This is a genomic window from Rubeoparvulum massiliense (assembly GCF_001049895.1).
Taxonomy (GTDB): Bacteria; Bacillota; Bacilli; order Rubeoparvulales; family Rubeoparvulaceae; genus Rubeoparvulum; species Rubeoparvulum massiliense.
Window position 1 is genome coordinate 259,233 of record NZ_CVPE01000006.1, and the last position, 16,299, is coordinate 275,531.

Sequence of the window (16,299 nt, forward strand, 5' to 3'; positions counted from 1 at the left end):
TATTGTGTACTAGACTTTTCCGAGTGAAAAGACTTAAAATTGTTGTGTAAAGGAGTGGATCTATGGACTATCAACAGGTTTTAGAGATGATGAAAGAGAAGATGAAAAGTGAGATTGAACATCTGGAGCTTCAGCAATTAACGCAGCAAATTGAAACATTCCAATACAATCTACAGTTTCTGTCTGCCTTAAAGGATCTTTATCAGGTAGAAGAGAGGACAGATTCTGCTCAAATAGAGCCAGCTTATCTAAATGAAGTGAATATTGAAGAAGAAGTAGATTCATTTAATGATGAACAGATGGCCAATGTATATCGCTTAGAACGTAAATTACGAGGAGGTTTTATTCCGCAGCTCAATCAATTCATTCCTGAAGGGTTGATCCGTTCCCTTGACTTGGAGCATGGCGATTGGATACGCGTCACTGAGAACCAGTATTCTCAGGATAAGTACCAGATTCAGCTTGAGAAAAGAGGAGACGGTGATCTAGCACCCAATCGCAAGCAGATTAATTACTGCATGATCGAGCGGGATGGTACATTACTTGTGGTAAGACGAACACTTCTTCATGGAGGGGAATATATTAAACATGGCGAGGTTCCGTATACCTTCGTGATTAAAGATGAGGATCGCAATTTCTTTAGCTTGACAGACGGCGCCATTGTGGATATCGCTTACTATGATCAGAATCCCAATACCTGTAAGGTAATCTGGGTTCACCAGTTGGAGAGTGAAGCTTCACCTGCTTCCAATAGTGGTTCTGGTAAGAATCGGGAACGGGGGAGCGCATTACAAGGGGAAGGCAGTAGTCGCGAGCCGATTTATCAAGGGAAAACCATCCTTGTCATCGGCTGCGAACCGCGAAAGGCACAATATCGGGAGCAGATTGAGCTACGGAGTGGTAGCTTTCTCTGGGCGGAAGGAACGGAAGGTGCAGAGCGCTTGACCTCGTATGTGAATAAGGCAGATGCTGTGGTGATTCTTCTTCCCTTTATCAGACATCAAGCCTCCTATGATGCAGTACGGATCTGCAAGGCCCTTCAAGTACCGTTTAGTACGGTCAGTTCCTTAGGTATTCAGTCGGTTCTGCTGGGGATCGATCAAGCGCTCAACCTTAGCCAATAATCCTTAATCGCCCCAGCCTGCTCCATCCGATGAATACCCAGTGCACGATTCTCTTCTGCTCGCGAAGAAACAGCGTCGGTGACTAAATGGCACTCATACCCTTGATCGATAAGGTCAAGGGTTGTTTGGTATACACATCTGCAAGCTTTCCTTGAATATCAACGAGAATGAGAGCGGATCTTTCTTTTTCAAGCATACCTTCTACTCCTTTCAAAAGTATAATCTTTCATTCCTATTCTATCCCTACCAGCATGGAGAATTCATGCAGGGGTGCTAAGTTACTATTTTCAGGGCGTACCACCTATGATAAGTTAAAAGAAACCTCCAATACCTGGAAGGTAAGAAAGGATGTTGCCAATGGAAGAGATGAAGCGTCATATTCCTCAATACTTGGGTAACACACTCCATGCAAAAGGATGGATTCAAGAAGCTGCCCTTCGAATGCTATACAATAATCTCCATCCTGATGTAGCAGAAGCTCCTGATCAATTAGTAGTATATGGTGGAATCGGTAAAGCAGCAAGAGATTGGGAATGCTTTGATGCTATCGTGCAGAGCTTACTTGATCTAGAGAATGATGAAACCCTTTTAATTCAATCCGGAAAGCCAGTGGGAATCTTTCGTACTCATGAAAATGCTCCGCGTGTTTTACTAGCCAATTCCAATCTCGTTCCTCGTTGGGCCAATTGGGAGCATTTTCGCGAGCTCGAAAAAAAGGGATTAATGATGTATGGTCAGATGACTGCAGGTAGCTGGATTTATATTGGTAGTCAAGGGATTGTTCAAGGTACATATGAGACCTTTGCTGAGGTAGCACGGCAGCACTTCAACGGGTCACTAGCAGGTACAATCACTTTAACTGCCGGCTTAGGGGGTATGGGTGGTGCACAGCCTCTAGCAGTTACCATGAATGAAGGTGTCTGTATTGCCATTGAAGTAGATCGCAAAAGAATCGAGCGTCGTCTCGCTACAGGCTATGTCGACCTACTGATTGAGGATGTGGCGGATGCTTTACGGCTTGCAGAAGCTGCTAAACAAGAACGTAAGCCGCTCTCCATTGGTCTACTGGGAAATGCTGCTGAGCTACTTCCCCAATTTTTAAGCCAAGGCTGGACGCCGGATATCCTCACGGATCAAACCTCAGCACATGATCCACTAAATGGTTATATTCCACCAGGATTTCGTAGCGATGAAGCGCTCCTCGCAAGGCAGCAGAATTCTACACAATATGAACAGCTTGCTAAGAAAGCCATTGCACAGCATGTGAAGGCCATGGTGGCGCTGAAAGAACGGGGTGCCATCACCTTTGACTACGGGAATAATATTCGACAGGTGGCTTATGACGAAGGAATTGAAGAGGCATTCTCTTTTCCCGGCTTTGTTCCTGCATATATTCGTCCTCTTTTCTGCGAAGGGAAAGGTCCTTTCCGTTGGGTCGCATTATCAGGGGATCCTGAGGACATCTATCGAACGGATCGCTTAATTCTCGAAGAGTTTCCCCATCATCATCAGCTCTGTCGCTGGATTCAACTTGCTCAAGAAAAGATCCATTTTCAAGGCTTACCTGCTCGGATCGCTTGGCTCGGCTATGGGGAAAGAGCTCAATTTGGCTTGCGTCTAAACGAGCTGGTAGCTAATGGAGAGCTGAAGGCACCTATCGTGATTGGACGCGATCATCTCGATGCAGGCTCTGTGGCCTCACCTAATCGAGAAACAGAAGGAATGCGAGATGGTAGTGATGCTGTCGCTGACTGGCCTCTGCTCAATGCCTTAATCAACAGTGTTGGTGGAGCGAGCTGGGTCTCCATTCATCATGGCGGTGGTGTGGGAATGGGGTACTCTCTCCATGCTGGTATGGTAATTGTGGCTGATGGAACTCCAGAAGCAGCAGAGCGAATTGACCGTGTTCTAACCAGCGATCCCGGGATGGGTGTGATCCGACATGTAGATGCAGGGTATGAAAAGGCGTATGCAACAGCAGCTCAATTTGGCATAAAAATTCCGATGCAACACTCATAATCATCCGGATCAATGAGAACCAATGTGCTGTGAGTTGTAGGAGATTCATCCTAGAAAGCGCTCTCATAAATAGAGGCTAGTTACATAAAAAGGTAATGTCAAGTTACGCTACAAGTGGGGAATGATAGCGCAAGCTGATCAACCAAACATGGAGAAATTAAGGGATACTCTAGGGTGAATCTTCTTTCAATTCACGATGCATTTATTAAAAATAGAGAGATGTGCAGTAAAATATGAAAGTAAAACATCAACGCTTGATAAGCGAAACTTTTCACAAAATACTAGCAAAATATTCAACGAAGGTTGGTTGAATACAGTTGGCATGGTTGGGATAATTGAGTTAAGCATATGAAATGAATAATCGTTTCATTGATTTCCCATTCATTTCTGTGCATTCATTAAGAGACGGGAGGCGTAATTAACTGGATCATAGCAACGCAGAATGTGAAAAAGATAACAAATCAGATTTCGCAACATGAGCATGCATAACCAAAGGAGGGAACATCAATGAGTACGCTATATATCGTCCTCGGTATCATAGTCATTATTGGTACAATTTACTTCCTCATCAAACGGGTCGAAGCAAGAATGGTTTTATTTGCATCTGGTTTACTCATGTGCATTCTTGCAGGTCAGCCGATGGCAGCCTTTGATGCATTTGCTTCAAGAATGACAGCTGCTGGTCTTATCCAAGCAATCTTATCCGTAATGGGTTTTGCGTTTGTTATGAAATACACAGAATGTGATAAACATATGGTCCATTTAATTGGTGGTGGATTAAAGAAGGTTGGCGGATTCTTAATTCCAACTGCTGTGATCTTAACCTTCTTAATTAACATTGCCCTACCTAGTGCTGCTGGTACTGCTGCTGCAGTAGGTGCCATCTTTATTCCTATCTTAATGGCTGCTGGCGTTCATCCTGCTACTGCTGCTGCTGCTGTTTTTGCCGGTACATTCGGTAGTATGTTGAATCCAGGGAATGCCCACAATCCTTTCGTCGGTGAACTGGCTGGTATCGAATCGATGGATGTGATCTCTGTCCACTCCGTTGCAACCATATCATCTGGGATTATTGCTGCAATTGTACTTTTTATCGTAGCTATTGTTACAAAAGAGCATAAAGGCTATGTTCCAGACACCATGGAAAATGCTGAAGCATTCGGTAAAGTAAATCTACTTTATGCTATTGTACCTGTCTTACCTGTAGTCCTATTAGTTCTTGGTTCTACTGTGGTTCCTGCCCTTGAAATGGGTGTACCTCATGCTATGTTAATCGGTGCTTTAATTGCATTGATTGTTACACGGAAGAGCCCAACCAAGCTAACTCAAGAGTTCTTTAACGGGATGGGTAAAGCATATGCTAACGTAATGGGTATCATCATTACAGCTTCCGTTTTCGTTGCAGGGATGAATGCAGTTGGCTTAATCGATGCTTTCATCAATGCCATGACCAATTCACCAGCAATTGTAAATATCTGTGCAGCATTTGGTCCTTTCCTTCTCGCTGTAGTCTGCGGTTCTGGTGATGCGGCAACCTTCGCCTTCAATGAAGCGGTTACTCCATTTGCTGAACAGTTCGGTGTTCCAATTGCGAACATGGGTGCTATGGCTGCCTTAGGTGGAGCCCTTGGTCGTTCCATGTCCCCAATTGCTGGTGCTGCTATCGTCTGTGCTGGTATCGCAAATGTGAACCCCATGGAATTGGCAAAACGGAACGCTCCTGGGATGATTATTGCTACCATCGTCTCGATGATCATCCTTCTTTAATACTTCTTCACACCCAGATTGACAACATGAATCGACGAGGAAGCATAATAGGAGGATCACATTCATGAATATAGAGAAAGATCGACTTTATAACGACCTAGAGCAGATTGCTCAATTTGGTAAACTTCCACAAGGCGGGGTCACCCGCCTTGCTTTATCAACCATGGATATGCATGCAAGAACCTACCTCATCGACGCGATGAAGCAGGCCAACCTCGATGTAAGAATCGATGCAGTAGGCAACATCTATGGTCGGCGAGAAGGGAAGCAAAACCTCCCACCCGTCTTGCTGGGCTCCCACTTAGATACTGTTCCAGAAGGCGGTAACTATGATGGGATCGTTGGGGTATCGAGCGCCCTTGAGGTGATACGAACCCTTAATGATGCGGATATTATCACTGAAAGACCCATTGAGATCATCAATTTTACCGCGGAAGAATCAAGCCGTTTTCGCGCAAGCACCATTGGAAGCAAAGCCCTCAAAGGCGTGATCACTAGTGAAAAAATGCACAAAATGGTGGATAAAGAAGGAATCTCGTTTTATCAAGCATTAAAAAATGCTGGATATCATCCAGATCAGCTGGAATCAGTTCAGCTTGCACCAGGTGCCTACCACGCTTTCCTTGAACTGCATATTGAACAAGGTCCCGTTTTGGAGCGTCTTAATAAGAAGATTGGGATCGTCACAGCCATTGCAGCTCCAACTCGTATGCATATTACCATTGAAGGGAAAGCCGATCATTCAGGGAATACACCGATGAACATGCGCCAGGATGCATTAGCAGGAGCCTGTGAAGTGATCCTCGCCATTGAAGAGATTGCGAAAGCCAAAGCGGGTGAACACACCGTTGGTACCGTGGGTGATGTGAGCGTGAAGCCTGGTGCAATGAATGTAATCCCTGGCGAAGCACAATTATGGGTGGATATTCGTGATATTGATTATGAATCAAAAAAGAAAGCAGTCCATCTTACTTTAGAGAAATTAGACGAGGTTGCTCAACGACGTAAATTGGCAATCAAATATGAAATGCTATCTGATGAGGTTCCAGTTCAGCTCTCCCCACGAGTCATTCAGTCGATACAAGCTGTTACAGAGAAATTGAACTTTCCTTACCATGTGATGCATAGTGGTGCAGGTCATGATGCCATGAATCTAGTGCCAATCACTGATGTGGGGATGATCTTTGTTCCAAGTAAGGATGGGATCAGCCATAACATTGCCGAGTTTACCTCAATAGAGGATATTGCCTTAGGAGCAAATGTCTTGTTGCATACGGTATATCAACTTTCGATGGAGGGTGAGTAAAGTGGAAGATCGGATTAAAGAACAACTTGCACATGTTGAAGGAAAATTGGTTCAGTATCGCCGGAATTTTCACCAATATCCAGAACCAGCATGGACAGAATTCCGCACTACTTCTAAAATTATTCATTACTTACAAGAATGGGGTTACCAAATTCGCTTTGGCGCAGATGTCATTGCCGAAGAAGCCATGATGGGAGTACCATCAAAAGAGAAGCTAGAAGAAGAGATGGAACGTGCCATTGCCCAAGGTGCAGATCCTGAATTAGTAGCCAAAATGGCCGGCGGGAAAACAGGGTTGGTGGCAGAATTAGATTGTGGAGAAGGACCTGTTATTGCCCTGCGTTTTGATATTGACTCGAATGAAATTCAAGAGATTGAATCTGCAGAGCATCGTCCCTATAAAGAAGGCTTCTCCTCAAAAAATCCGGGTGCCATGCATGCTTGTGGTCATGATGGTCACATCACCATGGGTCTAGGAACTGCAGAAGTGTTGGCCTCCCTTAAGGATCAGCTTCATGGGAAGATCCGTCTGATCTTTCAACCCGGTGAAGAGGGCGTACGTGGCGCTCGTGCTATGGTCGAAGCAGGTGTGGTAGACGATGTGGACTATATTCTCGGTGGTCATATTGGTTTTAAAGCCGGAGAGTCAGGTAACTTCGTCTGTGCAACAGGTAAGTTCCTTGCCACAACCAAGCTCGATGTGACCTATAAAGGGGTTCCATCCCATGCGGGAGCAGCACCACAGGAAGGGAAGAACGCTTTACTTGCTGCAGCATGTGCAGCACTCAATCTCCATGCTATTTCCCGTCATGGTGAAGGCGCCTCTCGGATCAATGTAGGTGTATTAAATGCTGGTCAAGGTCGGAACATCCTTCCTCCCAATGCCCTTATGAAACTTGAAACCCGTGGTGAAACCAGTGAAATTGATGCCTATATGGTGAAAGAGAGCAAACGGATCGCCGCTGCTGCAGCTGCCATGTATGATGTGGAATATGATGTGCAGATGGTGGGCGGTACTAGCGGTGGCGAATGCGACCTAGAGATTGCCCAAATCATGAAGGAAGAGGCAGCTCATATTCCTGCTATTAAAAATGTAATCGACTATGCAGCACTAGGCGCAGCAGAGGATTTTGCCCATCTCATGAGTACTGTACAAGCTCATGGTGGTAAAGGTTGCTATTATATGCTCGGTGCAGATCGTGCTGCAGGACACCATGATAATCACTTTGATTTTGATGAAAGTGTTCTGATTTCAGGTGTAGAAATGAATGTACGGACAGTCTTGCGTTTGGCAGCAAAATAATGCAGAGAAAGGTTCAGTTGAGGTGCGCTTCAGCTGAGCCTTTTCCATTCTATACTGGACGAAAGGGATGAGTATCATGGATGAAAAGATTATTGAAGAGATTCAGAATTTACGAGATCGACTGATTGATTATCGGCGTGATTTTCATCGTTATCCTGAGCCAGGTTGGACGGAATTCCGAACAGCATCGAAGATTATTCACTGTCTAAAAGACTGGGGTTACTCCGTACGTTTTGGTGCGGATGTGATTTCTGAAGCTGATATGATGGGGGTGCCAACGAAGGAGAAGCTAGACCAGGAGATGAAGCGTGCCATCACCCAAGGTGCTGACCCAGAATTGATCGCACAAATGGCAGGAGGAAAGACTGGTATTGTTGCGGAATTAAATTGTGGACCTGGTCCTGTCATCGCTATCCGTTTCGATATGGACTCCAATGATATTCAGGAGGCAGAATCAGATGAGCATCGTCCATATCGGGAGGGATTTGCTTCCAAGAATCCAGGGGCCATGCATGCTTGTGGTCATGATAGTCACGTTGCTATGGGATTGGGAACTGCAGAAATTCTAGCTGCTCATCAAGATTTACTCCATGGAACCATTCGGCTCATCTTCCAACCTGGTGAAGAGGGTGTTCGTGGTGCCCGTGCCATGGTGGAAGCAGGTGTGGTCGACGATGTGGATTATATCCTTGGTGGTCATATTGGCTGTAATGGTGGGAAGAGTGGCGGGTTTGTTTGTGCTGCTACTCGCTTTCTCGCAACGACCAAGCTGGATGTGAGCTTTACTGGCCTACCTGCCCATGCAGGAGCAGCACCACAGGAAGGGAAGAATGCCTTATTAGCCGGTGCAACAGCAGCACTCAATCTCCATGCTATTTCCCGTCATGGCGAAGGGGCCTCGCGGATCAATGTAGGAGTACTTCAAGCAGGCCAAGGGCGCAATATAATCCCACCCAATGCCTTTCTCAAAATTGAAACTCGTGGTGAAACCAGTGAGATCGATGCTTACATGTTGGAAGAAGCAAAGCGGATCATCGCATCTGCGGCGCAAATGTACGATGTAGCATATACGATCGTCATGGCAGGTGGAACATGTAGTAGCGATGCTGATCCAGAGATGGTTGAATTGCTATACGAAGAGGCAGAAAAGGTAATCGAATTGGATGAAATCAAGCGCTATGTCCCCATAGGTGGAGCAGAGGATTTTGCTTACTTTATGAGAAGGGTTCAATCTCACGGAGGGAAGGCTTGCTACTATATGCTAGGAACAGATCGTCCCGCTGGTCACCATAATCATCATTTCGATATTAATGAAGCAGTTCTAACCACTGGTGTTGAGATGAATGTTCGAACGATTCTACGGTTAGCTAATACTGGGAAGTAAGCATTAGGGAGTAAGTATATAATATCGATTACAAGAAGCTGATCCAGAGGGAAGTCTTTGGGTCAGCTTTTTGCTTTGAATATGTGATCAGCTTCTTTAAGGCCAGACTTTATGATAGGCGAGGAGAGAATAACATGGTAAAGTATGCATAAGGTGGGAAACATTAAAGTGGCTAGGGAGGATGGGAGATGGTAGCAAAAAGTAAGAAACCCATTTGGATTCGCCATGCATCTCAATTGATCACCATGGCTGATGGAGGAAAAGGTCCACGAATAGGAAGCGAGATGAGTCAATTAGGACTGATCGCTGATGGGAGCGTATGGATCGAAGATGGTATGATTCAGGCGGTGGGTCGGGACGCTGATTTAGTGCCCAAGTATGGCGATCGGATGTGGGAAGCGAGGATTATCAATGCTGCTGGTCATGTGGTAACGCCTGGCTTCATTGACCCTCATACACATCTTGTTTTTGGCGGAAGCCGCGAAGGAGAATTTCTGCAACGCTTAAAGGGTGCCACCTATCTTGAAATTATGAACGCAGGTGGCGGCATTCATGCCACAGCGGAAGCTACACGTAGAGCTACCTTCGAAGAGCTGAAGCAGGTAGCCATGGGTCGACTGGATGCTTTTCTACGTCATGGTGTAACAACCGTGGAGGCGAAAAGTGGCTATGGACTGAACTGGGAGACAGAACGGAAGCAATTACAGGTTGCTATACAGCTCCACCAAGAGCATCCCATCGATATCGTCTCCACCTTCATGGGAGCCCATGCTGTTCCGAAAGAGTATGCATCAGCACCTGATGATTATATACAGGAGATCATCAGTCAGATGCTACCTGCCGTTGTAGAAGAGAAATTGGCTCAGTTTCAGGATGTTTTTTGTGAAGCTGGGGTCTTTAATCAGGAGCAAACCCGTATGCTCTTGGAAGCTGGTCAGAAGCTAGGCTTACAACCGAAGCTCCATGCGGATGAATTGGTACCTTTTGGCGGAGCAGAGCTCGCTGCAGAATTGGGAGCCATCTCTGCAGATCACCTACTTCGTGCTAGTGAGGCTGGCTTACAGCGAATGGCAGAACGCAAGGTATTGGCAGTGCTGTTGCCTGGTACTGCCTTCTTCCTTCGCGCACCGATGGCCAATGGACGGCAGATGATCGATCTTGGTGTTCCAGTGGCATTAGCCACCGATTTTAACCCAGGCTCATCACCTACTGTGAATCTTCCCTTGATTATGAATCTAGCCTGTCAAGGAATGGGGATGTTGCCTGCAGAATGTATGACAGCTGTAACCATCAATGCTGCTCATGCTGTTGGCCGTGCTTATGAGATCGGCAGTATTGAGGTAGGAAAGAAGGGGGATCTAGTACTCTTTGCCGTATCTGACTATCTTCAACTTTTTTATCATTACGGGATGAATCATGTGGCAATGGTGATGAAAGAGGGTCAGGTTGTGGTAGAGGATGGTGAAGTAGTATGGTAAGCTACCCATATCCACTCCTCACACCACCGCCATTTCGTTGGACGCAGACAGCTGTTACCGATCCCCGTGTACATGAATGGATTAGCACGCTGCCAGAGGCTGTACTGCATGGCACAGCCGAACCCAATTGGAATCAATACGATGTAACCATTCTCGGTGTCCCTCTCTCCCGCTCCTCTCTAAGTGCTTCGGCAGCCAGTGAGCATCCCGATGCTTTCCGCAGGGCCTGGAAGTATTTCTATCCCTATGATGTGGAATGGGACGTGGACCTCACGCCTTTACGGGTAGTGGATCTAGGAGATGTTCAGCAGCATGCAACCGATATTCTTTTGACCCATCAATGGATAACGGATGCCATGTTTGCTATGCGAACCCATCATTCGCAACTTCTCCCCATTGCCATCGGCGGAGATCATTCCATCACAGCCATGCTGCTACGTGGTTGGAAGAAGGCACACCCAGAAGAGCGGATCGGTATCCTTCAGCTAGATACCCACTTTGACCTTCGTTCCTTGGTTCCTCATGGTCCCACCAATGGAACACCCATTCGTTTCCTTCTTGAAAAGGGGCTGATTCGCGGAGAAGATGTGGTTAATATTGGATTGCACGGCTTCTTTAATAGTAAGAGTCTAAAGGAGTATGCAGATGAGCAGCAGATTGGAGTTATTACGCTCCATGAAGTAAGAAAACGGGGGATCGAAGAGGTAGCCCAAACAGCACTTCAACGTTTGCGACAGCAGGTGGATACCATCTATCTCACGGTGGATATGGATGTACTCGATCTTGCCTTTGGCCCAGCGGCACCTGCTGCAGCGCCTGGGGGAATGCGCTCCGATGAGCTTTTTGCAGCAGTGCGCTTAGCAGGATTAGACCCAAAGGTAAAGGGCATGGATATTGTTTGCTTGGACCCTCTCCGCGATGAGGGACAAAAAACCGTAAAGACGGCAGCTCATGTTATGCTCACTTTTTTGAGTGGTGTCATTAGTCGCAAAGCGGTAGGATCAGCGTGAATAGAGGCAGATAAACTGGATCAATCATGCGGTCGAAGCCGGACGGTCTCACAATTATACTTGCGACGCGAATCTAATTTCGGTATGATAAGAGCTAGATTCAGATGTGATCAATTTAATAGAGAATGAGCATGAGGTGCCAGCACAGGCTTAATAGGGAATCTGGTGAAAGACCAGAGCTGTCCCCGCAACTGTAAATGCTGACGAAATGGTGATGCCACTGTGATAGTTGGTCTAGTAATAGGCTGCTATGATGGGAAGGAACCAAAGTAGGATGACGTATAAGTCAGTAGACCTGCCTCGCTCTAACGTTTCACATCTTCGGGGGGTGAGAGGTGATAGCGGGTCATACTTGTTGAACTAGGATGTATTTGAGCAGCTCACGATCTTGTTGCGACCTAGGTACATATTGTACGGGCTTCCGTTATCTCAGCAGTAATACCACCTATCCGAGGAGGATAGGTGGTATTTTTTTTGAAAGAGGAGTGAGGATGGCATGAATCAAGATGAATCAAGCTGGTTTCGAAGACTAAATCGTGTACGTGATCTAACGGTGCTAGAAGTGAATCAATCGGAAATGTTGGTCATCGCTTGTGATTCTGATGGGGGAATCGGAAGTAAGCCTCTTGATGTAGTACAAATTGATCCGTTCACTCTAGGGATGTTTGCGGTACGTGTGCCCTTGATGGAATTGATTTCCAGTGGTGCACGCCCTTTTCTCGTTATCGATTGTCTTGCTGTGGAGATGGAACCCTATGGGAAAGAGATCCTTGCAGGTATCAAGGTTTATTCGCAAAAAGCAGGCTTAGTCAAGGATGAGCAGTTTACTGGTACATCAGAGGAGAATATTCCAACGCAGCAGACGGCCTTAGGTGTCACCGTTCTTGGCGTTGTTCCACGGGACCAATTTCGCCCTGGTCAAAGTCAAACTGACGATCTGATCCTCTGTGCAGGACTCCCCAAATGCGGTCCCCATGATGAAGTACGGATGGATGATGAAGAGATTATTTCCATCGAAGTACTACAGGAGCTTGCTTCTTTACCTGTAGTACATGATCTCCTCCCCGTTGGGTCCAAGGGGATTCAATTTGAGGCTGAACAGTTGGCAGCGTCTGCTCAGTTAACGTATCTACCAGCAGAATCTATTGAAATTGATGTTAAAAAATCTGCAGGTCCTGCTACCTGTGCTGTTTTTAGTATGGCAGCTCAAGATTTACCAGCGCTTCGCCAGCGTTATCAGCTTCCTATCCATGTGGTAGGTCAATTAAGTAACGTTACTGTCAACAAATTATAATTGTGGAGGAATCTATCATGAAACATTGGATGCAACATTTGAATCGGAGAAATATCCTTTTACTACTTACCTTTGTTGCCATGTTCAGCTTGATGGTGGGATGTGGTAATGAAGCTACAGGACCACAGGCACCAGTGCAAGAGCCTGTACAAGAGCAAGTACAGGAAGAGACTGCAGCACAGCCACAACGGATCGTTTCCCTTGTGCCTAGCAATACCGAAATCCTGTTTGCTTTAGGTTTAGGTGATGCTGTTGTGGGAGTATCTGATTATGATAATTATCCAGAAGCAGTGCAAGAGAAAACGAAGGTAGGGGGAAGAGAGTTCAATGTGGAAGCGATTCTGGAATTACAACCAGATTTAGTACTGGCTCAGGCTTCTTCAGCTCTAACCTCACAGGATGGACTTGAGCAGATACGTCAAGCAGGCATTCAAGTGATATCCATTGAGACCGCCGCCTCCTTCCCAGAGGTATACGAATCCATTCGTCAGATTGCTCAGGTTACCGGTACTGAAGAGGCAGGAGAACAATTGATTTCGGAGATGCAAACTGAAGTAGATGCAATTCTTGAAAAGGTGGCTGATGTGAAGGCTGCCCCAAGCGTCTGGATTGAAGTCTCTCAGGATCTTTATACTGCAGGGAAAGGTACCTTCATGGACGAGATGTTAACTATGCTACATGCAAAGAATATCGCAGGTGAAACAGAAGGCTGGAGCCAATGGAATGAGGAGGATGTCATTGCAGCCAACCCAAGTGTAATCATGGTTACCTATGCTGATTATGTACCAGAGTGGGATACACAGCTCCTCACCCGCGCTGGTTGGGAAGGCGTTCAAGCCATTGCACAAAAGCAGATTCATGCTCTACCCAGCGACGAAACCTCCCGTCCAGGACCACGACTCGTGGAAGGGTTACGAGCCATGGCACAGATCCTCTATCCTGACCAATTTACAGAATAGGTTGAGCAAATGAGTGGATTATTCTTTGGTCATGCAGAAATAACAATCATTCCTATCATCCTCGCCTATATTCTTGACCGGATCTTAGGCGATCCCCGTTGGTTACCCCATCCCGTTGTCGGGATGGGGAAGCTGATTTATCTTGGGGATCGTTTACTCAATCGAGGAAGGTATCGTATGGCCCAAGGTGTGCTCATGGTACTCCTTCTTCTTACCATTGTGGGAGGTCTTGTCATCGTGCTTGTAAGGGTAGCGTACGGATTCCATCCATACCTTGGTTATTTTCTTGAAGGAGTATTGATTTGGTCCACAATAGCGGTGAAGGGTTTAGGTGATGCAGCACGATTGGTGGCGAAGCCGTTACAACAGAAAGACTTCACCAGTGCTCGTCAGGCACTTGGGCAGATTGTGGGACGAGATACAGCAAACCTCGGTGAAAGCGAAATCGTTCGAGGCACTGTGGAAACGGTAGCAGAAAATACTTGTGATGCGGTGATTGCACCACTCTTCTACGCATTTTTTGGTGGTGGACTCGGAGCGATACTCTATCGTGCGGTGAATACTTGTGATGCCATGGTAGGGTATCGGAATGAGCGTTATCTCGCATTTGGCTGGGGCTCTGCTCGTCTGGATGATCTTCTCAATTGGCTCCCAAGTCGATTAACTGCTCTATTAATGCTCTCAGTAAATCGACCTGCTGTTGGAATCAGTTGGCGTCAAGCCTGGCGAGTGATGTGCCGCGATGCACGGAAGCATCCCAGTCCTAACAGTGGCTTTGGTGAAGCCACAACCGCAGCAATACTCGGTGTACAGCTCGGTGGTCGTAATTATTATCAAGGAATCCCAGAGGACCGACCAAGGATGGGTGATCCCCTCTATCCTTTAGCAACCAAGCAGATTGAAGGAGCGATTCAGATTATGGAACGTACAACCTTAGCCATGCTACTCCTTATTGGATTAGGAGGGGTTTTTAATGTCCTTCCCTGAGCATGGGTCCCAGGTGGCAGGAATCTATCAGGCATTAGGGCTTTCGCAACCTCTAGAAGCAACCATCATCGATATGAGTGTGAATCTGAACCCCATGGGCCCACCACCATGGCTCCAAGAGGTGGTACAGTTGGAATGGAGCCATCTTCTTCAATATCCCGAGCAGCATGGAGAATCCCTGCTCGCTAAACTGGCAGCAGTGGAAAGTATCGATCCTACCATGGTACTGCTGGGCAATGGTGGCGCTGAATTGATCTATCTGGTCGCTCGTCTTTTTACCGATGGCGATGTAGGTATCCTTCGACCAACCTTCTCAGAATATGAGCAAGCCTTAGTAGGGGTGAATGCAAGAATTCATCCACTTCTTTTACATGAGGAGAATGGCTGGTGCTGGGATCAGAACGAGGTGTTCCAACAATTACAGGCTCTTGATGGTATTTTCCTCTGCAATCCCAATAATCCAACGGGTGTAGCATACCCTCAAGAAGACTTGTGCGCTCTGGTCGAAGCAGCAGCCCAGCGGGGAATTCTTCTTATTGTGGATGAGGCCTTTTATGATTTTCAGGATGTGCCTTTTTCATTGGTTCCTTGGATTACTCAATATCCCAATCTCATTGTGCTTCGTTCATTTACAAAAATGTACCATGTTCCTGGCTTACGCCTAGGGGCTTTATTCGCCAATCCATCGATTATTACACGGCTTCGTCGTTGGACCCCTCCTTGGAATGTGAATCACCTCGCGCTCTTTCTTGGTAAGCAACTCCTCGAAGAACAGGAATATGTTCTGCAAACACAGCAGTATGTTCAAGGGGAACGCAGACGAATCTTCGCTGGATTAGAGAAGTTAGGCTTCAATCACTCACCTAGTGTAGTCCATTACTATCTATTAAGCTTACGGGAAAAAGAAGACCTGACACCCTTATTGAAGCATCTTGCACTTCATGGCATCGTAGCTCGACATACCTATAATTTCCCACCACTTCAAGGACGCTATCTTCGTTTGGCCATTAAAGGAAGAAAAGAAAATGATCGCTTACTACAGGTTTTAGAGGAGTGGAGTAGGTGATGTTAATTTTCATTACAGGTGGAGTACGTAGCGGAAAGAGCCGATTCGCTGAAGGGCTAGCGAGATCCTACTATGATGATCTGCATGAGCGATGCGGTGGAGCGAGGCTGATCTATCTGGCAACTAGCCACATAAGCGATGATGAGATGAGGGAACGGATTGAACGTCATCAACTGGATCGCCACGGCAGTGGCTACCCTTGGGTGACTTGGGAACAGCCTGTGCAGATGATGACGCTGGTGCCCGCTCTAGAGAGAGATGATGTGCTTCTCATCGACTGTTTAACCACCTGGTTGAGTAATGAACTATTCCAACCAGCTTTCAGCATGGTCGGAGAAAACGGAGAACTCCGAAGTGTTGATTTTCTATTGGAGCAGATGCGACTGCACATTCTTCAGCCCTTGCAGAAGATGGCTACACAGTCTACCTGTCTCTTAGTCTCTAACGAAATCGCCCATGAACCGCTGTTTCTCTATGATCCTTGGACACAATGCTATATTGAAATTCTTCAACGCTTACATCAGGAGATCGTGGCCATGGCGGATCAGGCTTATTTGATCGAGTATGGACTTCCACAACGAACGAAGTGGTAATTGGACATA

General features: G+C 46.4%; 14 protein-coding genes and 1 riboswitch. Of the genes, 13 read left to right on the plus strand and 1 reads right to left on the minus strand.

From position 1 onward, the window contains the following. The first annotated feature begins 62 nt into the window (after positions 1-62). The gene (locus BN1691_RS09065) at positions 63-1,124 is read left to right on the plus strand and encodes a DUF2325 domain-containing protein (protein ID WP_048601924.1); all 1,062 of its coding nucleotides are present in this window, start codon (positions 63-65) and stop codon (positions 1,122-1,124) included. Here the strand turns inward: BN1691_RS09065 and BN1691_RS15025 are convergent. Continuing rightward, entirely contained in the window at positions 1,100-1,234 is a 135-nt protein-coding gene (locus tag BN1691_RS15025) for an isochorismatase family protein (protein WP_082147183.1), read from the minus strand. The genes BN1691_RS09065 and BN1691_RS15025 overlap by 25 nt on opposite strands. A 247-nt stretch (positions 1,235-1,481) precedes the next feature. Here BN1691_RS15025 and hutU point away from each other — a divergent pair, with 247 nt between their 5' ends. From hutU to BN1691_RS09125, 12 genes are all read left to right on the plus strand, one after another. Next, positions 1,482-3,143, plus strand: a complete 1,662-nt coding sequence (gene hutU / locus BN1691_RS09070) for a urocanate hydratase (protein WP_048601925.1) — start codon at positions 1,482-1,484, stop codon at positions 3,141-3,143. A 507-nt stretch (positions 3,144-3,650) separates the two neighbouring features. Then, the gene (gene dcuC / locus BN1691_RS09075; RefSeq protein WP_048601926.1) at positions 3,651-4,910 is read left to right on the plus strand and encodes a C4-dicarboxylate transporter DcuC; all 1,260 of its coding nucleotides are present in this window, start codon (positions 3,651-3,653) and stop codon (positions 4,908-4,910) included. 64 nt (positions 4,911-4,974) lie between these two features. Further along, positions 4,975-6,216 carry a M20 family metallo-hydrolase gene (locus BN1691_RS09080; RefSeq protein WP_048601927.1) on the plus strand — a complete coding sequence of 414 codons (1,242 nt, stop codon included), beginning with the start codon at positions 4,975-4,977 and terminating at the stop codon, positions 6,214-6,216. 1 nt (position 6,217) lies between these two features. Next, positions 6,218-7,519 carry an amidohydrolase gene (locus BN1691_RS09085; RefSeq protein WP_147545817.1) on the plus strand — a complete coding sequence of 434 codons (1,302 nt, stop codon included), beginning with the start codon at positions 6,218-6,220 and terminating at the stop codon, positions 7,517-7,519. 76 nt (positions 7,520-7,595) lie between these two features. After that, positions 7,596-8,903 carry an amidohydrolase gene (locus BN1691_RS09090; RefSeq protein ID WP_048601929.1) on the plus strand — a complete coding sequence of 436 codons (1,308 nt, stop codon included), beginning with the start codon at positions 7,596-7,598 and terminating at the stop codon, positions 8,901-8,903. A 188-nt stretch (positions 8,904-9,091) separates the two neighbouring features. Then, positions 9,092-10,381 (plus strand): imidazolonepropionase, encoded by a 1,290-nt coding sequence (hutI, locus tag BN1691_RS09095; RefSeq protein ID WP_048601930.1) that lies wholly within the window; start codon positions 9,092-9,094, stop codon positions 10,379-10,381. Beyond that, positions 10,375-11,391 carry an agmatinase family protein gene (locus BN1691_RS09100; RefSeq protein WP_048601931.1) on the plus strand — a complete coding sequence of 339 codons (1,017 nt, stop codon included), beginning with the start codon at positions 10,375-10,377 and terminating at the stop codon, positions 11,389-11,391. The genes hutI and BN1691_RS09100 overlap by 7 nt, the downstream gene beginning before the upstream one ends. 117 nt (positions 11,392-11,508) lie before the next feature. After that, positions 11,509-11,708, plus strand: a riboswitch (cobalamin riboswitch). Between the two features lie 179 nt (positions 11,709-11,887). Next, positions 11,888-12,685 carry an AIR synthase related protein gene (locus BN1691_RS09105; RefSeq protein ID WP_048601932.1) on the plus strand — a complete coding sequence of 266 codons (798 nt, stop codon included), beginning with the start codon at positions 11,888-11,890 and terminating at the stop codon, positions 12,683-12,685. Between the two features lie 17 nt (positions 12,686-12,702). Next, positions 12,703-13,644 (plus strand): ABC transporter substrate-binding protein, encoded by a 942-nt coding sequence (locus BN1691_RS09110; RefSeq protein WP_053083735.1) that lies wholly within the window; start codon positions 12,703-12,705, stop codon positions 13,642-13,644. Positions 13,645-13,653: 9 nt separating this feature from the next. After that, positions 13,654-14,631 (plus strand): adenosylcobinamide-phosphate synthase CbiB, encoded by a 978-nt coding sequence (gene cbiB, locus BN1691_RS09115; protein WP_048601933.1) that lies wholly within the window; start codon positions 13,654-13,656, stop codon positions 14,629-14,631. After that, a complete protein-coding gene (gene cobD, locus BN1691_RS09120; protein WP_048601934.1) occupies positions 14,618-15,697 on the plus strand; it encodes a threonine-phosphate decarboxylase CobD in 1,080 nt (359 codons plus the stop codon). Before cbiB ends, cobD begins: the two co-directional genes overlap by 14 nt. Beyond that, a complete protein-coding gene (locus tag BN1691_RS09125; RefSeq protein WP_048601935.1) occupies positions 15,697-16,290 on the plus strand; it encodes a bifunctional adenosylcobinamide kinase/adenosylcobinamide-phosphate guanylyltransferase in 594 nt (197 codons plus the stop codon). The genes cobD and BN1691_RS09125 overlap by 1 nt, the downstream gene beginning before the upstream one ends. Positions 16,291-16,299: the final 9 nt, after the last annotated feature.